Here is a 19,964-nt window from a genome sequence, read left to right as displayed (position 1 = left end):
GCGATGCAGGCGACTCGGTCTCAACACTCCACCGCACTCACCGCCAACCCACCGCGCGAGGTTTCCTTGTACTTGTCATGCATATCCGCACCGGTATCGCGCATGGTGCGGATAACGCGGTCCAGGGAGATAAAGTGCTGGCCATCTCCGCGCAGCGCCATTTGCGCCGCGTTGATCGCTTTCACCGCCGCAATCGCATTGCGCTCGATGCACGGCACTTGCACCAGCCCGCCCACCGGGTCGCACGTGAGGCCGAGGTTGTGTTCCAGGCCGATTTCGGCGGCATTGCACACCTGCTCCGGCGTGGCGCCGAGTATCTCGGCCAGCCCGGCGGCGGCCATGGCGCACGCCGAACCGACTTCGCCCTGGCAGCCGACTTCAGCCCCCGAGATCGAAGCGTTTTTCTTGCACAAAATACCCACCGCCGCCGCACCCAGCAGGTAGTCGACGACGTTGGCTTCCGTTACCTCTTCGCTGAACTTCATAAAGTAGTGCAGCACCGCCGGAATAATCCCTGCCGCACCATTAGTCGGCGCGGTGACCATGCGCCCACCCGCTGCGTTTTCTTCATTGACCGCCAGGGCGAACAGGTTGACCCACTCCATGGCGCTCAAGGTCGAGCCAATCACATTCGGCTTGCCCAGCTCCTGCAGGCTGCGGTGCAATTTGGCGGCGCGACGACGCACATTCAGCCCACCGGGCAAGATGCCTTCGTGCTTGAGGCCCTGCTCCACGCAATCCTGCATGGCCCGCCAGAGTTTCATCAGGCCACTGCGGATTTCTTCTTCGGAGCGCCAGACCTTTTCGTTAGCCAGCATCAACTCGGCCACGCGCAGGTTATGGGTTTTGCACAGCTGCAACAGTTCCACCGCACTGGAAAAATCATAGGGCAGTTCGGTGCGGTCCATGTCGGCCACACCACTTTGCGCCTGGGCTTCGTCCACCACAAAACCGCCACCGACTGAATAGTAAGTATCGCGGTGCAGTTCGCCGCCTTCACCGAACACCACCAGCGTCATGCCGTTGGGATGGAACGGGAGGTTTTCGTCGAGCAGGCGCATGTCCCGCGCCCACATGAAAGGCACTGGCAAATGCCCATCGAGCAAGAGCGTGTCGGTCTCGCGCAGGGTGTGAATGCGCAGGCCGATTTGCGACGGGTCGATTGCGTCCGGCCACTCGCCCATCAGGCCCATGAGGGTGGCGGTGTCGCTGCCGTGGCCGATGCCGGTGGCCGACAACGAGCCATACAGCTGAACTTCGACGCGCCTGACTTGTTCCAACAATTCACGTTCACGTAATGCCTGGACGAACAACGCCGCGGCACGCATGGGGCCGACGGTGTGAGAACTCGAAGGCCCAATGCCGATCTTGAACAGGTCGAAAACGCTGATAGCCATTGCGGTAGAACTCCTCGATAAGCACGGCCAGGCTTGAACGAGGTGCTACGCTCAGATCGCCCAGATGGCCGCATCATCAAGCTTTTGGCGGTCCTCACGGCGTCTCACACCGACGCACCCATGCTCACTAGCGTCGCACCCGTGCGATCAGGCGTTTTGGCCGTTTTTAGCGGTGCAGATCGGTAAAAACTGCAGTTTTGCCTTTGGAAAAATCTGTAAGCGACGTCACCGACACTGGATACGACCATCCCTGTACTGGATACGACGCCCCCTGTAGGCGTCAGATTTTCACTGGTACATGATCAGTCTCGACTCGTTTGCAAGGCACCGTGCCTGCGCTTCATCGCACGCCCCAACCGCAACACTTATAAAGCGCGGCGAATGCCGCCAGAAAAAAGACACAGGAGTCTACCCCGATGAAAGGTTCACCCTCGTTGTTGTTGGCCGCCATGCTGAGTCTGCCAGTCCTGGCGAACGCTGCAGAACCGGCACAATGTCAGACCGTCAACTTCTCCGATGTCGGCTGGACCGACATCACCGTCACTACCGCGACCACCAGCGAAATCCTCAAGGGCCTGGGCTACAAGCCACGCACCACGATGATTTCGGTGCCGGTGACCTACAAGTCCCTGGCCGACGGCAAGAACATGGACATCTTCCTCGGCAACTGGATGCCGACCATGGAAAACGACATCAAGCAGTACCGTGATGCCGGCACCGTGGAAACCGTGCGCGCCAACCTTGAGAACGCCAAGTACACCCTGGCGGTGCCCGAGGAGCTGTACAACAAAGGCCTGAAAGACTTCGCCGATATCGCCAAATTCAAGGACGAGCTGGGCGGCAAGATCTACGGTATCGAACCGGGTAACGACGGCAACCGCACCATCCAGACCGTCATCGACAAGAACCAGTTCGGCTTGAAAGACGCAGGCTTCAAGGTCGTGGAATCCAGCGAAGCCGGGATGCTCTCCCAGGTGGAACGCGCCACCAAACGTGGCCAGGCCATTGTGTTCCTCGGCTGGGAACCGCACCCGATGAACACCCGCTTCAAGATCAAGTACCTGACCGGGGGTGACGATTCGTTCGGCCCCAACTACGGCCAGGCCACCATCTACACCAACGTTCGCAAGGGCTACACCCAGGAATGCAGCAACGTTGGCCAATTGCTGAAAAACCTGTCGTTCACCCTGGACATGGAAAGCTCGCTGATGGGTAACGTCCTGGACGACAAAATGAAGCCTGACGCCGCGGCCAAGGCCTGGCTGAAGAAGAACCCCGCCGTACTCGACACCTGGCTCGCCGGTGTGACCACCGTCGATGGCAAACCAGGTCTGGAGGCAGTAAAAGCGTATCTCGCCAAGTAAGTGCTGACCCCGGGCCGGTACGCTGGCCCGGGATGTTTTTCCCCTTCGCATGTGGACATTCACTACCATGCTGACTGAACAGAAAATCCCACTAGGCCAGTACATCGCTGCCTTCGTCGAATGGTTGACCAAACATGGTGCCAACTACTTCGACGCAATCGCATCGACACTGGAAACGATGATCCACGGCGTGACGTTTGCGCTGACCTGGTTCAATCCGCTGGCATTGATCGGTCTGATTGCGCTACTCGCTCACTTTATTCAACGCAAATGGGGCCTGACGGTTTTTGTCATCGCCTCCTTCCTGCTGATCCTGAACCTCGGGTACTGGCAGGAAACCATGGAAACCCTCGCGCAGGTGCTGTTCGCCACCCTGGTCTGCGTGGTCATCGGTGTGCCGCTGGGCATTGTTGCCGCGCACAAACCGCTGTTCTACACCATGATGCGGCCGGTACTCGATCTGATGCAGACCGTGCCGACCTTCGTCTACCTCATCCCTACCCTGACCCTCTTCGGGCTGGGTGTGGTGCCCGGTCTGATTTCCACGGTGGTGTTCGCGATTGCCGCGCCTATCCGCCTGACTTACCTGGGTATCCGCGATGTGCCACAAGAGTTGATGGACGCCGGTAAAGCCTTTGGCTGCTCGCGCCGTCAGTTGCTCTCACGCATTGAACTGCCCCACGCCATGCCGAGCATTGCCGCCGGCATTACCCAATGCATCATGCTGTCGTTGTCGATGGTGGTGATCGCGGCCCTGGTGGGCGCCGACGGCCTCGGCAAGCCGGTGGTCAACGCACTGAACACCGCCGACATTGCCCTGGGCTTTGAAGCCGGCCTGGCAATCGTATTGCTGGCCATCATGCTCGACCGCATCTGCAAACAACCCGACGCCAAAGTAGGGGGTGATGCATGAGCATTATCCGATTCGACAATGTCGATGTGATCTTCTCCAAAGACCCGCGCGAAGCCCTCAAGCTGCTCGACCAGGGCATGCACCGCAACGAGATCCTGAAAAAAACCGGGCAGATTGTCGGCGTTGAAAAAGCCAGCCTGGACATTGAGAAAGGCGAGATCTGCGTGCTGATGGGCCTGTCGGGCTCAGGCAAGTCGAGCTTGCTGCGCTGCATCAACGGCCTCAACACCGTGAGCCGCGGCAAGCTGTTTGTCGAACATGAAGGCCGCCAGATCGACATCGCTTCGTGCACACCTGCCGAGCTCAAAATGATGCGCACCAAGCGCATCGCCATGGTGTTCCAGAAGTTCGCCCTGATGCCGTGGCTGACGGTGCGCGAGAACATCAGCTTCGGTCTGGAAATGCAGGGCCGCCCCGAGAAGGAACGGCGCAAGCTGGTGGATGACAAGCTGGAACTGGTGGGCCTGGCTCAATGGCGCAACAAGAAGCCTGACGAGTTGTCCGGCGGCATGCAGCAGCGTGTCGGCCTGGCCCGCGCGTTGGCGATGGACGCCGATATCCTGCTGATGGACGAACCCTTCTCCGCCCTCGACCCACTGATTCGCCAAGGCCTGCAAGATGAACTGCTGGAGCTGCAACGCAAGCTGAGCAAGACCATCGTGTTCGTGAGTCACGACCTGGATGAAGCACTTAAGCTGGGCAGCCGCATCGCCATCATGAAAGACGGCAAGATCATCCAGTACAGCGTGCCGGAAGAGATCGTGCTGAACCCGGCGGACGACTATGTGCGCACCTTCGTCGCCCATACCAACCCGCTGAACGTACTGTGCGGTCGCAGCCTGATGCGCACCCTGGACAACTGCAAACGCATCAACGGTTCGGTGTGTTTGGACCCGGGCGGCGACTCGTGGCTGGACCTGGCGGAAGGCAACACCATCAAGGGCGCACGCCAGAATGGCGCGGTGCTGAACTTGCAGAACTGGGTACCGGGGCAAGCGGTTGAAGGGTTGGGCCGGGTGCCAACGCTGGTGGATTCGAATATCGGCATGCGCGATGCGTTGCAGATTCGTTACCACACCGGGAACAAGCTGGTGTTGCACAACAACAACCAGGTGGTGGGGATCTTGGGGGACAGCGAGCTGTATCACGCCCTGCTCGGCAAGAACCTGGGCTGAGGCTGAGGCAACACCATAACCCCTACTGGAGAAACTGGGTCAATGTGGGAGCTGGCTTGCCTGCGATAGCGGTAGTGAATTCACCATCGCCATCGCAGGCAAGCCAGCTCCCACATTGGTCTGTGTTGACACATAAAAAGCGGCACCAGTGAAGGCGCCGCTGCGCTCAACCATCAGCTATAGACACGGCCAAGGAGCTGCCGATGGCTTTCAAACTGATCGAGCACGTCCCGGGTGATTTGTTCCTGGGCAAAGCCCATCAGGTCGTATTCCTGAGGCCCATTGTGCAGGTAAACCTCGGCCCGGTAGTAACGCGTACGCTCTTCCTCGGGCAAGTCGCTCGGTGCCGACGAATAAGCATCCAGGCTCACTTCGTAGACAAACGGGTTGCCCTCCTCCATCTCGATGCGCACACCAATGCAGCGCTTGGACTTGCCCAGCAGGGTCTGCACTTCCAGCCCTTGATCACGCAACGCAGTCGCCGCTTCTTCCAGCGCCGGCGTCACATGTTTGTCCATAAAACGCTGCACAGTTCCCTGGCTCGGCTGCAGGTCCAGTGCGGTCAGGCGCTCGCTGAAACCACGACGACCACGCTCAGCCAACTGTGCCTGCTCCTGCTCCATCGCCACGTCCTGGCGCATCGCCTTGTGCAAACCGAACATAAACAAAATCAGCACCACCGAGAACGGCAGCCCCGCCAGCACGACCATGGTTTGCATGGCTTCGAAGTTGCCGGCAAACAGCAGGCCGATGGTCACCAGCGTAATCACCGCCGACCAGAAAATCCGCAGCCAGTGCGGCGCATCTTCATCCACATTGCCGCCTTTGCAGGAAAGGTTGGCCATCATCACCGCGCCGGAGTCCGCCGGGGTCAGGAACAGCACAAAGCCAACAAAGATCGACACACCGATGACGATTTTCGACGCCGGGTAATGCTCCAGCAATTGGTAGATGGCCATGGACGGTTGTTCCAGCGCCGTCTTGCCCAACTCCACCGCACCGTGGTTCAGCACCAGGTCCAGCGCCGAGTTACCGAAGATCGACAACCACGCCAGGGTGAAGCCCAGCGGGATCAGCAGCACGCCGGCCACCAGTTCACGCACCGTGCGACCACGGGAAATACGCGCGATGAACATGCCCACGAATGGCGCCCAGGAAATCCACCAGGCCCAGTAGAACAGGGTCCACAGGCCCATCCAGCGTTCGGTTTTGTCGGCGTCGCCTTCGTACACATAGAGGTCGAAGGTTTTCAGCACGATACCGTTGAGGTAGTCACCGGTGTTCTGCACCAAGCCGTTGAGCAAATGCAGGGTCGGGCCGAACAGCAGCACAAAAATCAGCAAACCGCTGAACAGCACGATGTTGAGGTTGGACAGGCGGCGAATGCCGTTTTCCACACCCGACACGGCAGCGATGGTCGCCACGGTGCTCATCACGATAATCACGATCAGCAGGTTGGTGTTGCTGTGCGCCATGCCGAACAGGTTTTCCAACCCGGACGACACTTGCATCGCACCAATCCCCAGGTTCGTCACCAGGCCCAACAGGGTCACGAACATACCAAAACCGTCCACCGCGTGGCCGGCTGCGCCCTTCACCCAGCGCTCGCCCACCAGCGGGTACAGCGCCGAACGCAAGGCCAGCGGCTGGTTATGACGGTAGGCGAAATACGCCACGGCCAGGCCGACCAACGCATAGATCGCCCAGCCGTGCAGGCCCCAGTGCAGGAACGTCAGTTGCAGCGCCTGGCGTGCCGCGCCATTGCTGGCGGCCGCGCCTTCGGGCGGGTTGAAGTAGTGGTCCAACGGCTCCGAGGCGCCGAAGTACAGCAGCGAGATGCCGATACCCGACGAGAACAACATGCCGGCCCAGGCGCCGTAGCTGAAGTCCGGGGTGTCATCCTTGCTGCCCAGTTTCAACTTGCCGTAGGACGAAAACGCCAGGCCGACCACAAACACCAGGTAAGCGGCGATGACCACCATGTAGTACCAGCCGAAGCTTTTCGAAAGCCAGGCTTGCGCTACGCCAAGCATGCGCCCGGCCTCCTGCGGGGCGATGATCAGAATGGCGGTCAACAACAGAATCAGCGCGGTGGAGGTGTAGAACACCCAACCGTTGACCCGTACCTTTTCCGGCGGGGTCTTTATAAGAGAGGCAGAACTCATGGCGCAGATGCTCCAGGCAGTGCGAGAGAGAAACACAAGGCAACGGTTATCCCGGGACATCGATTTTTCGGCAGTCGACGGACGGGTGTTATAAAGACACCCCGAAAATTCTTGAGCCCCGCCGAAGCGGTGGCAGGCCCTGAGATGGCCGGTTTCAAGGATTTTTGCAGGTGTCAGAGGCTGCTGCTCACAGGTAGGAAATATCTGTAGGGAGCGACCATTTGTCGCAGATCTTATTCTTTGTTGATTGAACGTTCAATCAAAACAAAATAGACTGGCCTTCAAGCCGACGGACGTTTATCGCCCACCGGCAGGCCTAAGGAGAGGTGCTACATGCCCAAGGTCGGTATGCAACCCATACGCCGCCAGCAGTTGATCGAAGCCACCTTGACGGCCATCGATCAGGTCGGGATGGGAGATGCCAGCATTGCGCTGATCGCCCGTTTGGCCGGCGTCTCGAACGGCATCATCAGTCACTACTTTCAGGACAAGAACGGCCTGATCGCCGCAACGATGCGGTACTTGATGAATGTGCTGATCGAGAACGTCCACGAACGCAGGCTTGCGCTGAAGGACGACAGCCCACGGGCGCACCTTCGGGTGATCATCGAGGGCAACTTCGACGCCAGCCAAGTCAACGGACCGGCAATGAAAACCTGGCTGGCCTTCTGGGCCACCAGCATGCATCACCCGTCATTGCACAGGTTGCAGCGGATCAACGATCAACGTCTGTATTCCAACCTGTGCTGCCAGTTCCGCCGAGTGCTACCGCTGCCGCACGCACGCAAAGCAGCCAGAGGCCTGGCGGCCCTGATCGACGGTTTGTGGCTGCGCGGCGCCCTGTCGGGAGACGCTTTCGACACGGAGCAGGCGCAACGGATCGCTTACGAATACATGGATTTCCAATTGGCCAAGCAGGTGAGTTAGAGCACACATAACCGCTCAACCCCTGAACGTCCGCCGCTCAGTGTTGCCAGAACCCCATGGCCCACTTTCGGCGGGTAACGCCAACCACTTATGCACTTGCGAGGACTTTATGGCCCGTTTCGAACTGCAAAAACTCTACATTGACGGCGGCTACAGCGACGCTGGCAGCGATGCCACCTTCGAAGCCATCAACCCGGCTAACGGTGAAGTTCTCGCCCAAGTGCAACGTGCTACCAAAGACGACGTTGAACGTGCCGTGGTCAGCGCTGAAAAAGGCCAGAAAATCTGGGCCGCCATGACCGCCATGGAGCGTTCGCGCATCCTGCGCCGTGCCGTCGACATCCTGCGCGAGCGCAACGATGAGCTGGCAGCCCTGGAAACCCTGGACACCGGTAAAGCCTTCTCCGAAACCCAATACGTCGACATCGTTACCGGCGCTGACGTGCTGGAATACTACGCAGGCCTGGTGCCGGCCATCGAAGGCGAGCAGATCCCGCTGCGCGATACCTCCTTCGTCTATACCCGCCGCGAGCCGCTGGGCGTGGTCGCCGGTATCGGGGCGTGGAACTACCCGATCCAGATCGCCCTGTGGAAATCCGCACCGGCCCTGGCCGCGGGTAACGCGATGATCTTCAAGCCAAGCGAAGTCACCTCGCTGACCACCCTGAAACTGGCCGAGATCTACACCGAAGCCGGCGTTCCTGCAGGCGTGTTCAACGTGTTGACCGGCAGCGGCCGTGAAGTCGGCACCTGGCTGACCGAGCACCCACGCATCGAGAAGGTCTCGTTCACCGGCGGCACCGACACCGGCAAAAAAGTCATGGCCAGCGCTTCCAGCTCCTCGCTGAAAGAGGTGACCATGGAACTGGGTGGCAAGTCCCCGCTGATCGTGTTCGAAGACGCCGACCTGGATCGCGCGGCCGACATTGCGATGATGGCCAACTTCTACAGCTCCGGTCAGGTCTGCACCAACGGCACTCGCGTATTCGTGCCCAAGCACCTGCAAGCAGCCTTCGAAGCCAAGATCGTTGAGCGTGTGGCGCGCATTCGCGTCGGCAACCCGCAAGACGAGAACACCAACTTCGGCCCGCTGGTCAGCTTCGCCCACATGGAAAGCGTGCTCGGCTACATCGCCAAAGGTAAGGAAGAAGGCGCCCGCGTACTGTGCGGCGGCGACCGTCTGACCGCTGGCGAATTCGCCAAAGGCGCCTTCGTGGCTCCGACCGTGTTCACCGACTGCACCGACGAAATGACCATCGTCCGTGAAGAAATCTTCGGCCCAGTAATGAGCATCCTCACTTACGAGACCGAAGAAGAAGTGATCCGCCGCGCCAACGACACCGACTTCGGCCTGGCTGCCGGCCTGGTCACCAAAGACCTGAACCGCGCTCACCGCGTGATTCATCAACTGGAAGCCGGTATCTGCTGGATCAACGCCTGGGGCGAGTCCGACGCCAAGATGCCAGTCGGTGGCTACAAGCAGTCGGGTGTTGGCCGTGAGAACGGCATCAGCTCGCTGAACAACTTCACCCGCATCAAATCGGTACAGGTTGAGCTGGGCGACTACGCCTCAGTGTTCTGATGAGCCACTAGCGGCAAGCATCAAGCTGCAAGTAAAAGCAGCTTTGTTTGCCGCGCCTCCCAGATAACCGCTCGCTGCTTTCTCTTGCAGCTTGAAGCTTGGAGCTTGCCGCTCTCAAGGAGACCCCATGACTCAAGAATACGACTACATCATTGTTGGCGCAGGATCAGCAGGCAACACCCTTGCCACCCGTCTGACCGAAGACGAAGGCGTCACCGTTTTGCTGCTGGAAGCCGGCGGCCCTGACTACCGCTTCGACTTCCGCACCCAAATGCCGGCCGCCCTGGCGTTCCCGCTGCAAGGCCGTCGCTACAACTGGGCCTACGAAACCGATCCAGAGCCACACATGGACGGTCGCCGGATGGAATGCGGGCGCGGCAAGGGCCTGGGTGGCTCTTCCCTGATCAACGGCATGTGCTACATCCGTGGTAACGCCATGGACTACGACAACTGGGCAAAACTTCCAGGGCTTGAAAACTGGACGTACCTGGACTGCCTGCCCTATTTCAGAAAAGCTGAAACTCGGGACATCGGCCCCAACGACTACCACGGTGGCGACGGTCCGGTCAGCGTGACCACGCCAAAAGCCGGCAACAACCCGCTGTTCCACGCCATGGTTGAAGCAGGCGTACAAGCGGGTTACCCGCGCACCGACGACTTGAACGGCTACCAGCAAGAAGGCTTCGGCCCGATGGACCGTACCGTCACGCCTAAAGGCCGTCGCGCCAGCACCGCACGCGGTTACCTGGACACGGCTAAAAAGCGTTCGACCCTGACCATCGTCACCCACGCCCTCACCGACAAAGTCTTGTTCGAAGGCAAGCGGGCCGTTGGCGTGCGTTACTTGATCGGCGCCGCCGAAGAGCGCGTTGAAGCCCGTGCGCGTAAAGAAGTGCTGGTGTGCAGCGGTGCGATCGCTTCGCCGCAATTGCTGCAACGCTCCGGTGTGGGCCCGGCCAAACTGCTGGAAAGCCTCGACATCCCGGTGGTCCACGACCTGCCAGGCGTCGGCGAAAACCTGCAGGACCACCTTGAGCTCTACCTGCAATATGCGTGCACCCAACCGGTGTCGCTGTACCCGTCGCTGCTCTGGTACAACCAACCGGCCATCGGTGCCGAGTGGCTGTTCAACGGCACTGGCATCGGCGCCAGCAACCAGTTCGAAGCGGGCGGTTTTATCCGTACCCGTGAAGAATTCGATTGGCCAAACATTCAGTACCACTTCCTGCCGGTCGCGATTAACTACAACGGCAGCAACGGTGTGAAAGAGCACGGTTTCCAGGCGCACATGGGCTCCATGCGTTCGCCAAGCCGTGGCCGCGTGCAATTGAAGTCGAAGAACCCACGGGACTACCCGAGCATCCTCTTCAACTACATGGCCACCGAGCAGGACTGGCAGGAATTCCGCGACGGCATCCGCCTGACCCGGGAAATCATGCAGCAACCGGCCCTCGACCAATACCGTGGCCGCGAAATCAGCCCGGGTATTGAAGTGCAAACCGATGAGCAACTCGACACGTTCATCCGCGAGCACGCCGAAACGGCATTCCACCCGTCCTGCTCGTGCAAGATGGGCACCGACGAGATGGCGGTAGTGGACGGCGAAGGCCGTGTGCATGGTATGCAGGGGCTGCGTGTGGTCGATGCGTCGATCATGCCGATCATCACCACCGGCAACCTGAACGCGCCGACGATCATGATCGCCGAGAAAATCGCCGACAAGATCCGTGGCCGCAAGCCATTGCCGCGCAGCACTGCCGATTACTACGTAGCAGGCGACGCGCCGGTGCGTGGCAAGCCACTGCGTGAAGTGGGCCCGATGGCGCAGTAACTGATACACCGCGGTGCCTGTATCGCAGGCAAGCCAGCTCCCACACTTGACCGAGTTCATCTGAACAACTCGGTCAACTGTGGGAGCCGGGCTTGCCCGCGATGAGGCCCGTCCCGACTCCGCAAATCCCCCGCCTACACTTTCCTTGATCAGCTCCCCGCCCCAGGCCTACTCTGTTGCCTGCCCGCGATGAGCCGCCCACAAGGAAGGCCCCATGTTCGACCACCACGCCACACTCAAAAAGCACTTCAGTGCCCTGCGCACTACTGCTGAATTTTTCTCGCTGCGTTACGTGCGCGAATCCGGCCAATACCTGTCGGTACGCAAGAACGTCGCCGAGCCGCCACACCTGAACCACGACGAGGGCGCCATGCTCACCGTGCGTCTCAACGGCGTGGAAGCCTATGCCGCCACCAACGATCTCTCCCTTGCCGGCCTGCAAGCCGCCCTTGAGCGTGCTGAACAGCAAGCCCGGCGGATCTTGCCCCACGCTCTGCTCGACCTGCACACACAGCAGGTCTCCAGCGACGTCGCCGACTACCTGTCGCCCGACCTCGACCAGCCCTTCCCTTCCTTAAGCGACTGCTACCAACTGCTCGGTGACGAGTCTGCCGCCGTGCCCAAGGATGAGCGCCTGGTCAGTTGGGAAGTCAGCCTGGGCACCACCCATGTAGAACAGATCTACCTCAACAGTGCCGGTGCCGAACTGCGCCAGGCCCAGCGTTTCGTCTACCCGGGCCTGAGCATCACCGCCTTCGATGGCAACGACAGCCAGACCCGCACCCTGGGCGGTACCAACTTTGGCCAGCAAGGCAGTGCGAACGTGATTCGCCGCTTCGGCCTGGTCGGCGCCGCGCGCACGGTCGCCGACGAAGCCCTGCAACTGCTGCTCGCGCCAAACACGCCCCACGGCCCGCGCGACCTGCTGCTGATGCCCGACCAAATGATCCTGCAGATCCACGAGTCCATCGGCCACCCGCTGGAACTGGACCGCATCCTGGGCGATGAGCGCAATTACGCCGGCACCAGCTTTGTGAAGGCCGATGACTTCGGCCACCTGCAATACGGTTCGACCTTGCTCAACGTGACGTTCGACCCGGACATCCCCGAACAACTCGCCAGCTACAGCCATGACGACGACGGCACCCGCGCCACCAAGCAGTTCCTGATCCGTGACGGCCTGCTGCTCAAGCCATTGGGCGGCGCGTTGTCGCAATTTCGCTCAGGACTGGGCGGCGTCGCCAACAGCCGCGCCTGCAGCTGGAACCGCGCGCCGATCGACCGCATGGCCAACTTGAATATCGAAGCTGGCGACAAGACCCAGGCCGAGCTGATCAGCGGTATCGAGCACGGCATCCTGATGAGCACCAACCGCTCCTGGTCCATCGACGATGCGCGCAATAAATTCCAGTTCGGCTGCGAGTGGGGCCAGTTGATCGAAAACGGCGAACTCAAGGGCGTGGTGAAGAACCCCAACTACCGCGCCATTTCCGCGCAGTTCTGGCGCAAGCTCAGCGCCGTCGGCGACGCCAGTACCTTCAAGGTCCTGGGCACGCCGAACTGCGGCAAAGGCGAACCCAACCAAGTGATCCGCGTGGGCCATGCGTCACCTGCGTGCGTGTTCAGTGATGTCGACGTTTTTGGGGGAGATGCCTGATGAACAACTTCAAGGCACTGGTGGACTGGCTCAAGCAGGCCATCACCGACAAGGAACAATTTCACCTCGGCTTTGCTGCCGAATCCTCCGAGTTCGTGCGGTTTAACCACGCGCAAGTGCGCCAGGCCGGGCAGGTGCAACAGGCCAGCCTGAACCTCAAGCTGATCCACGACGGCCGTCATGCCGACCTCGCTATCACCCTGGCCGGTGAGCCGGCGCTGGACCGCCAACGCCTCGCCAATGGCCTGCAACAGTTGCGCGAGACCTTGCCCCTATTGCCGCAGGACCCGTACCTGCTGCTCAATCACAACGCCTGGCAAAACCACAACGAACAACTGCGCCCGCTACCGGAGCTGGCCCAGGTACTGGAAGACATCAGCCAGGCTGCAGAAGGCGTGGACCTGGTCGGTTTCTATGCCGCAGGCCCCATCAGCCGTGGTTTCGCCAGTTCAGACGGCGCGTTCGGCTGGCATCAGGCCAACAGCTTCAACTTCGATTTCAGCCTGTTTCACGCCAATGGCGAAGCGGTAAAAGCCAGCTACGCCGGGCACACCTGGGACAGCGCCGAGTTCGCCGCGCGGTTCCTGCAAGCGCGCGAGCAGTTGGAGTTTCTGGGTCGACCTTTGCACAGCCTGGCCCCGGGCCAATACCGCGCTTACCTCGCCCCGGCGGCGCTGGAAGAAATCATCAGCATCATTACCTGGGGCGGGTTTTCCGCCCAGGCCATCGCCAGCAAAGGCAGCTCGTTGCAAAAGCTGTATGCGGGTGAACAGTCGTTGAGCCCCTTGGTAAAAATCGATGAGCAGATCAGCGGCTCGCTGAGCCAGGCGTTTTCCACTGAAGGCTACCCGCGCGCGGATGTCACGCTGATCAACGCGGGCACAGCAGAAGGCCAGTTGATCAACTCGCGCAGCGCCGCCGAATACGGCCTGAGCACCAACGGGGCGAGCAGCGACGAGTCGCCCAGCGCCTTGCAGATGGCGGCGGGCAGCCTGGCCCAGGCCGATATCCTCAAGCAGTTGGGCACCGGGTTGTATATCAGCAACCTGTGGTACCTGAACTACTCCGACCTGCCGGCCGCACGCCTGACCGGCATGACGCGCTTCGCCACGTTCTGGGTGGAAGACGGCGAGATCAAGGCGCCGGTCAGCACCATGCGCTTTGATGACAGCGTCTACAGCCTGCTCGGTTCACAACTCGAAGCACTGACCGCTGAGCGGGAGCTGCTGTTGTCGGCCAGTACGTACAGCCAGCGCAATACTGCGTCCAACCTGTTGCCGGGGGCGTTGGTCAAACGCCTGACATTGACCCTGTAAATACAAAACCCAATGTGGCAACTGGCTTATGTGGGAGCTGGCTTGCCTGCGATGCTGACAACTCGGTGTGTCAGCAGGACCGCAGTGATGCCATCGCAGGCAAGCCAGCTCCCACAATATTCTGTGTTCGTTTCTGACACCCCCGTTTAACCCATTCCTACCGCAAAATCCCATCTCACACTTCTCCCTGTGCGGCCTGTTGTCGCCCGTAAAAAACCTCGTTATAACGGTTAGTGGCACCCCGCCACCACCCACGTGCCCGCACGTGATGCATGACCTTGCCCGGGAAAGGGCAAGCTGGAGCGTTGACATGGACCATGGAAGTTTTGTCATAGAAAAGCTGTTCAAACACTACAACGTTCACGTAGAGCAGCTAGGTAACAATCCGCAAAGAAAAACCGTCCTGATGGTCAATGGGGCTCTGTCCACCACCCGTTCGTTTGCGCGCACCAGCAAATGCCTGGCCGAGCACTTCAATGTGCTGCTGTTCGACCTGCCGTTCTCCGGCCATTCGCGCGAGCACAACACGGACCTGGACCTTGTGACCAAGGACGACGAGGTACAAATCCTGCGCGCGCTGGTTGAACGGTTTCAGGTCAACCATCTGGTGTCGGCCTCCTGGGGCGGCATCTCTACATTGCTGACCCTGGCCCACAACCCGCCCTCCATCGAAAGCTCGGTGGTGATGGCCCTGGCGCCCAACCTCAACCAGGCAATGCTCGATTATGTGGAACGCGTGCGGGTGCTGATCGAAGCCGATGACAAGTCCGCCGTCGGCCACTTGCTCAACGAGACAGTCGGCAAATACCTCTGCCCCCGGCTCAAGCGCAATAACCATCGGCACCTGTCAGGCATGGCGACCACCGAGTACCGCCAGGCACGTTTTCATATCCATCAGGTGCTCGGCCTGGGCGACGGCAACTACCTGCCAATACTCACTCAAATCGAAACCCCGGTGCATTTCATCAACGGCGCGCTGGATGAATACACCCCGGCGACCGAGGCCCGGCTGTTCAAAAAATACGTGGGTCGCAGCACGTTCGCCGTCGCCGAGCACACCGGCCACTTGCTCGACCTTGAGTCCCGCGAGGCAGCGTTGGCGGTGCACCGAGCGCTGTTGGATTTCCTGGTCGGGGAGCACGCGCCATTGCCAGATTTAGACGAACCGCCAGTGGGAAAAGGAGCAATGGATGGCGCATAATCGCCGACACATAGCCTGCTAACCAAAAGGTAGCCCATGCCGAATCGCGCCCCTCTCGATGCCAAGACCGCCCGCTGGCTCCCCTGGGTGGTCGCGATTGCCTTCTTCATGCAGTCGCTGGATGGGACGATTCTCAACACAGCCCTGCCGGCCATGGCCCGGGACCTCGCAGAAAACCCGCTGCGCATGCAAGGGGTGGTGATCGCCTACATGCTCACCGTCGCCTTGCTCATCCCGGCCTCGGGCTGGATCGCCGACCGCTTTGGCACCAAGAAAATCTTCTTCGGCGCGATCATGCTGTTCAGCGTTGGTTCGCTGCTGTGCGCCCTGTCCAGCAGCTTGACCATGCTGGTTGGCGCGCGGGTCATCCAGGGCTTGGGCGGGGCGCTGATGCTGCCGGTCGGGCGCCTCGTGGTGCTACGCGCTTACCCGCGCTCCGAGCTGGTGCGGATCATGGGCTTCATTACCATCCCCGGCCTGCTCGGCCCGTTGCTTGGCCCGACCATGGGCGGCTGGATGGTGCAATACCTGACGTGGCACTGGATTTTTTTGATCAACCTGCCGGTGGGCATGATCGGCTGTTACGCCGTGTGGAAACTGATCCCCGACCTGCGCGGCAGTGAGCGCACGCGTTTCGACAGCATGGGGTTTGTGCTGTTTGGCGCGGCGATGGTGCTGATCACCATCGCCATGGAAGGCCTGGGCGAACTGCACCTGCCGCATCTGCGCGTGATGTTGCTGCTGTTCGGCGGGCTGGCATGCCTCGCGGCTTACTGGCTGCGCGCAGGCCATATCGATAACCCGCTGTTTTCGCCGGTGCTGTTCAAGACCCGGACTTTTGCAGTGGGCATTCTCGGCAACCTGTTTGCGCGACTGGGCAGTGGCGCCTTGCCGTTCCTGGTACCGCTGCTGTTGCAGGTGGCGCTGGGCTACTCGCCATCGGAAGCCGGGATGAGCATGCTGCCCCTTGCGGCAGCGGCGATGTTTGCCAAGTCGATTGCCCGCACCTTGATCGAACGCCTGGGTTACCGCGTGGTGCTGACCGGCAATACCTTGGCGCTTGGCATCATGCTGGCGAGCATGGGTCTGGTCAGTGAACAGACGCCCTACTGGTTGCTGCTGTGCATGCTGGCGATCCTCGGGGCGATCAACTCCCTGCAATTTACCGCAATGAATACCGTCACCCTGATCGACCTCGACGATGAACAGGCCAGCAGCGGCAACAGTTTGCTGTCGGTGGTGGCGCAATTGTCTCTGAGCCTCGGCGTGGCGTGCGCCGGTGCCTTGCTTGGCGGCTTTACCGCAGAGCAAGGCAACGATGGCGTCAGCACCGTGCTCGGCGCCTTCCAACTGACCTTCCTCACCGTGGGCATCATGGCCATGCTGGCGGCGGCGATCTTTCTGCAACTGTCGCCCACCGACGGCAAGCGCGTGGTCAGCCGCGAGCACGACATCGAGCATTGAAGCAGCGGCAGGCCTCAAGTTGTAAGCCTCAAGCTTGACGCTTGACGCTGAGAACTTGCCGCTGCCCGCCTCCCCTCGTCTAGAACTTGCGAGAAAATCCCCGGCGGGCTGCTACACTGCGCAACATTTTGTTTTGCAGAGCCAGTCCCGTGACTACCATCGCCACCGCTTTTAATACTTTGCCGCTCTCCGCCGCCATGCTGGCTAACCTCGACTCGCTGGGTTATGTCGAGATGACGCAGATCCAGGCGCAAAGCTTGCCGGTGATCCTCAAAGGGCTGGACCTGATTGCCCAGGCCAAGACCGGCAGCGGCAAGACCGCCGCCTTCGGTATCGGCTTGTTGAACCCGATCAACCCGCGCTACTTCGGCTGCCAGGCCCTGGTGATGTGCCCGACGCGTGAGCTGGCCGACCAGGTCGCCAAGGAGATCCGCCGTCTGGCCCGCGCCGAAGACAACATCAAGGTGCTGACCCTGTGCGGCGGCGTGTCCCTCGGCCCGCAGATCGCTTCCCTGGAACACGGCGCCCACGTCATCGTCGGCACCCCGGGCCGCATCCAGCAGCACCTGCGCAAAGGTTCGCTGGTACTGGACGGCTTGAACACGCTGATCCTCGACGAAGCCGACCGCATGCTCGACATGGGTTTCTACGACGCCATCGAAGACATCATCAGCAAGACCCCGGCACGCCGCCAGACCCTGCTGTTCTCGGCCACCTACCCGGTGAGCATCAAGCAGCTGGCCTCGAAATTCATGCGCGCGCCGCAGCAAGTGAAAGCCGAAGCTTTCCACTCCGATGACCAGATCGAGCAGCGTTTCTACGAGATCTCGCCGGAAGAGCGCATGGACGCCGTGACCAAGGTGCTCGCGCATTTCCGCCCGGCGTCGTGCGTAGCGTTCTGCTTCACCAAGCAGCAAGTGCAGGAAACCGTGGATCACCTCACGGCCAAGGGCATTTCCGCCGTCGGCCTGCATGGCGACCTGGAACAGCGTGACCGTGACCAGGTGCTGGCGATGTTCGCCAACCGCAGCACCTCGGTGCTGGTGGCAACCGACGTGGCCGCCCGTGGTCTGGACATTGACTCGCTGGACATGGTGATCAACGTCGAGCTGGCCCGCGATTCGGAAATCCACATCCACCGCGTAGGCCGTACTGGCCGTGCCGGTGAGACGGGGATTGCGATCAGCCTGGTGGCGCCGTCCGAAGCGCACCGCGCCCAGGCCATCGAGCAGTTGCAGAAATCGCCGTTGAACTGGGACCAACTGGACAACCTCAAGCCACAAAGCGGTGGCCCGCTGCTGCCACAGATGAGCACCCTGTGCATCGCCGCCGGCCGTAAAGACAAAGTTCGCCCGGGCGACATCCTCGGTGCACTGACCGGCGATGCCGGCATCCCGGGTGCCCAGGTCGGCAAGATCGCGATCTTTGACTTCCAGGCCTTCGTGGCCGTGGAGCGCGGGATCGCCAAGCAGGCGTTGCAGCGTTTGAACGACGGCAAGATCAAAGGCCGTTCGTTGCGCGTGCGCATCCTGTAAAGATCTCCCCTCCAATGGAGATCTAATGTGGGAGGGGGCTTGTGTGGGAGTCGGGCTTGCCCGCGATGCAGACACCTCGGTGTGTCAGTTACACCGAAGTGATGCTATCGCAGGCAAGCCAGCTCCCACACAAGCCCCCTCCCACATTTGACTGTATTCCAATTCAGAATTTGTATGAGGACATTGCTGTGCGCTCGACCGAAGTTGTGATCATTGGCGCCGGCGCCGCAGGCTTGATGTGTGCGCTGACCGCCGCCGGGCGTGGGCGCAAAGTGATGTTGATCGACCACGCGAACAAGGCCGGCAAGAAGATCCTGATGTCCGGCGGTGGCCGCTGCAATTTCACCAATATGTACACCGAGCCTGCCAACTTCCTCTCGCACAACGCGCACTTCTGCAAGTCCGCCCTGGCCCGCTATACCCAGTGGGACTTTATCGGGCTGGTGGCCAAGCATGGCGTGCCGTACCACGAGAAGAAGCTCGGCCAGTTGTTCTGCGATAACAAGTCCAGCGACATCCTCGGCATGCTGCTCGATGAATGTATTCAAGTCGGCGTGAGCATCCACCTGGACACGTCGGTCGAAGAGATTGCCAAGCTGGAAGCCGGTTATCAGTTGCAAACCACCTTGGGTGAGCTGCGCTGCGAATCCCTGGTGATCGCGACGGGCGGCCTGTCGATTCCGACCTTGGGCGCGACCGGGTTTGGTTACCAAGTGGCCAAGCAGTTCGGCCATGAACTGCTGCCGACCCGCGCCGGCCTGGTGCCGTTCACCATCACCGACCAGCTCAAGGAGTTGTGTGGCGAGTTGTCGGGCACCTCTGTGGATTGCCTGGTCAGCTGCAATGACCAGAGCTTTCGCGAGAATATTCTGTTCACTCACCGTGGCCTCAGCGGCCCGGCGATTTTGCAGATTTCCTCGTACTGGGAATCCGGCGACACGGTGGAAATCAACCTGCTACCCGACCACGACGCCCACGCCTGGCTGCAACAGCAACAGGTCGAGCGCCCCAACAGCGAGTTGAAAACCCTGCTGGGTGAGATCTTCACCAAGAAAATGGCCAACCTGCTGGCGGAAACCTGGTTCGTTTCCAAGCCGATGAAGCAGTACACCCACGCTGTAGTGGCCGACATCGCGCAAAAACTCTCGAGCTGGCAACTGGTGCCGGCCGGCACCGAGGGCTATCGCACCGCCGAGGTGACACTGGGCGGTGTGGATACGCGTGAAGTGTCGTCCAAGACCATGGAATCGCTGAAAAGCCCGGGGTTGTACTTCATCGGCGAAGTGCTGGATGTGACCGGTCACCTGGGCGGGTTCAACTTCCAGTGGGCGTGGGCCTCGGGCTACGCCGCAGCGCAATACGCCTGACGCTACGCGGTAACAAATGTGGGAGGGGGCTTGCTCCCGATGGCGGTGTATCAGTCAATTCATGAGTGAC

14 protein-coding genes are annotated in these 19,964 nt (G+C 60.6%); 12 read left to right on the top strand and 2 right to left on the bottom strand.

Features of this window, described 5'->3' with window-relative positions:
• Window positions 1-20: 20 nt before the first annotated feature.
• On the bottom strand, window positions 21-1,397 hold the full coding sequence (locus ACDZ94_RS10930; protein ID WP_432751448.1) for an L-serine ammonia-lyase: 1,377 nt from the start codon (window positions 1,395-1,397) through the stop codon (window positions 21-23).
• A gap of 416 nt (window positions 1,398-1,813) precedes the next feature.
• Between ACDZ94_RS10930 and ACDZ94_RS10925 the strand changes: the two genes are divergently transcribed.
• From ACDZ94_RS10925 to choV, 3 genes are all read left to right on the top strand, one after another.
• Window positions 1,814-2,761: a choline ABC transporter substrate-binding protein gene (locus tag ACDZ94_RS10925; protein ID WP_064454470.1), complete on the top strand. Its 948-nt coding sequence runs from the start codon at window positions 1,814-1,816 to the stop codon at window positions 2,759-2,761.
• Window positions 2,762-2,828: 67 nt separating this feature from the next.
• A complete protein-coding gene (gene choW, locus ACDZ94_RS10920; protein ID WP_017139374.1) occupies window positions 2,829-3,674 on the top strand; it encodes a choline ABC transporter permease subunit in 846 nt (281 codons plus the stop codon).
• Window positions 3,671-4,849, top strand: coding sequence for a choline ABC transporter ATP-binding protein (gene choV / locus ACDZ94_RS10915; protein WP_064454471.1), 1,179 nt, complete (start codon window positions 3,671-3,673; stop codon window positions 4,847-4,849). The genes choW and choV overlap by 4 nt, the downstream gene beginning before the upstream one ends.
• Before the next feature lie 173 nt (window positions 4,850-5,022).
• Here the strand turns inward: choV and ACDZ94_RS10910 are convergent, their stop codons facing one another.
• Window positions 5,023-6,957 (bottom strand): BCCT family transporter, encoded by a 1,935-nt coding sequence (locus ACDZ94_RS10910; RefSeq protein ID WP_407016407.1) that lies wholly within the window; start codon window positions 6,955-6,957, stop codon window positions 5,023-5,025.
• Window positions 6,958-7,347: 390 nt separating this feature from the next.
• Here ACDZ94_RS10910 and betI point away from each other — a divergent pair, with 390 nt between their 5' ends.
• The 9 genes from betI to ACDZ94_RS10865 all read left to right on the top strand — a co-directional run bounded on the left by betI (window position 7,348) and on the right by ACDZ94_RS10865 (window position 19,894).
• A complete protein-coding gene (gene betI, locus ACDZ94_RS10905) occupies window positions 7,348-7,941 on the top strand; it encodes a transcriptional regulator BetI (RefSeq protein WP_010207128.1) in 594 nt (197 codons plus the stop codon).
• 109 nt (window positions 7,942-8,050) lie between these two features.
• Window positions 8,051-9,523 (top strand): betaine-aldehyde dehydrogenase, encoded by a 1,473-nt coding sequence (gene betB, locus ACDZ94_RS10900; RefSeq protein ID WP_064454473.1) that lies wholly within the window; start codon window positions 8,051-8,053, stop codon window positions 9,521-9,523.
• 127 nt (window positions 9,524-9,650) lie between these two features.
• On the top strand, window positions 9,651-11,354 hold the full coding sequence (gene betA, locus ACDZ94_RS10895) for a choline dehydrogenase (protein ID WP_432751447.1): 1,704 nt from the start codon (window positions 9,651-9,653) through the stop codon (window positions 11,352-11,354).
• A gap of 214 nt (window positions 11,355-11,568) precedes the next feature.
• Window positions 11,569-13,011 carry a TldD/PmbA family protein gene (locus ACDZ94_RS10890; RefSeq protein ID WP_262666437.1) on the top strand — a complete coding sequence of 481 codons (1,443 nt, stop codon included), beginning with the start codon at window positions 11,569-11,571 and terminating at the stop codon, window positions 13,009-13,011.
• The gene (locus ACDZ94_RS10885) at window positions 13,011-14,327 is read left to right on the top strand and encodes a TldD/PmbA family protein (RefSeq protein ID WP_407016304.1); all 1,317 of its coding nucleotides are present in this window, start codon (window positions 13,011-13,013) and stop codon (window positions 14,325-14,327) included. Before ACDZ94_RS10890 ends, ACDZ94_RS10885 begins: the two co-directional genes overlap by 1 nt.
• A gap of 310 nt (window positions 14,328-14,637) precedes the next feature.
• A complete protein-coding gene (locus ACDZ94_RS10880) occupies window positions 14,638-15,528 on the top strand; it encodes an alpha/beta fold hydrolase (protein WP_432751446.1) in 891 nt (296 codons plus the stop codon).
• Between the two features lie 36 nt (window positions 15,529-15,564).
• Complete coding sequence (gene mdtD / locus ACDZ94_RS10875) at window positions 15,565-16,992, top strand: multidrug transporter subunit MdtD (RefSeq protein ID WP_064454478.1); 1,428 nt, start codon at window positions 15,565-15,567, stop codon at window positions 16,990-16,992.
• Window positions 16,993-17,189: 197 nt separating this feature from the next.
• Entirely contained in the window at window positions 17,190-18,527 is a 1,338-nt protein-coding gene (gene dbpA / locus ACDZ94_RS10870; protein WP_237140927.1) for an ATP-dependent RNA helicase DbpA, read from the top strand.
• A gap of 188 nt (window positions 18,528-18,715) precedes the next feature.
• A complete protein-coding gene (locus tag ACDZ94_RS10865; protein ID WP_432751445.1) occupies window positions 18,716-19,894 on the top strand; it encodes an NAD(P)/FAD-dependent oxidoreductase in 1,179 nt (392 codons plus the stop codon).
• Window positions 19,895-19,964 lie beyond the last annotated feature (70 nt).

Source organism: Pseudomonas sp. UBT, assembly GCF_050915955.1.
GTDB lineage: Bacteria > Pseudomonadota > Gammaproteobacteria > Pseudomonadales > Pseudomonadaceae > Aquipseudomonas > Aquipseudomonas antarctica_A.
The sequence above is the reverse complement of the archived record's forward strand: the minus strand, read 5'-3'. Positions and strand labels throughout refer to the sequence as shown.

Bases quoted from the DNA above. Each gene is read 5' to 3' on its own strand.
- betA (WP_432751447.1), top strand. From the start codon at position 9,651: ATGACTCAAGAATACGACTACATCATTGTTGGCGCAGGATCAGCAGGC.
- ACDZ94_RS10885 (WP_407016304.1), top strand. From the start codon at position 13,011: ATGAACAACTTCAAGGCACTGGTGGACTGGCTCAAGCAGGCCATCACC.
- betI (WP_010207128.1), top strand. From the start codon at position 7,348: ATGCCCAAGGTCGGTATGCAACCCATACGCCGCCAGCAGTTGATCGAA.
- ACDZ94_RS10880 (WP_432751446.1), top strand. From the start codon at position 14,638: ATGGACCATGGAAGTTTTGTCATAGAAAAGCTGTTCAAACACTACAAC.
- mdtD (WP_064454478.1), top strand. From the start codon at position 15,565: ATGCCGAATCGCGCCCCTCTCGATGCCAAGACCGCCCGCTGGCTCCCC.
- choW (WP_017139374.1), top strand. From the start codon at position 2,829: ATGCTGACTGAACAGAAAATCCCACTAGGCCAGTACATCGCTGCCTTC.
- betB (WP_064454473.1), top strand. From the start codon at position 8,051: ATGGCCCGTTTCGAACTGCAAAAACTCTACATTGACGGCGGCTACAGC.
- ACDZ94_RS10930 (WP_432751448.1), bottom strand. From the start codon at position 1,397: ATGGCTATCAGCGTTTTCGACCTGTTCAAGATCGGCATTGGGCCTTCG.
- ACDZ94_RS10925 (WP_064454470.1), top strand. From the start codon at position 1,814: ATGAAAGGTTCACCCTCGTTGTTGTTGGCCGCCATGCTGAGTCTGCCA.
- ACDZ94_RS10890 (WP_262666437.1), top strand. From the start codon at position 11,569: ATGTTCGACCACCACGCCACACTCAAAAAGCACTTCAGTGCCCTGCGC.
- dbpA (WP_237140927.1), top strand. From the start codon at position 17,190: ATGCTGGCTAACCTCGACTCGCTGGGTTATGTCGAGATGACGCAGATC.
- choV (WP_064454471.1), top strand. From the start codon at position 3,671: ATGAGCATTATCCGATTCGACAATGTCGATGTGATCTTCTCCAAAGAC.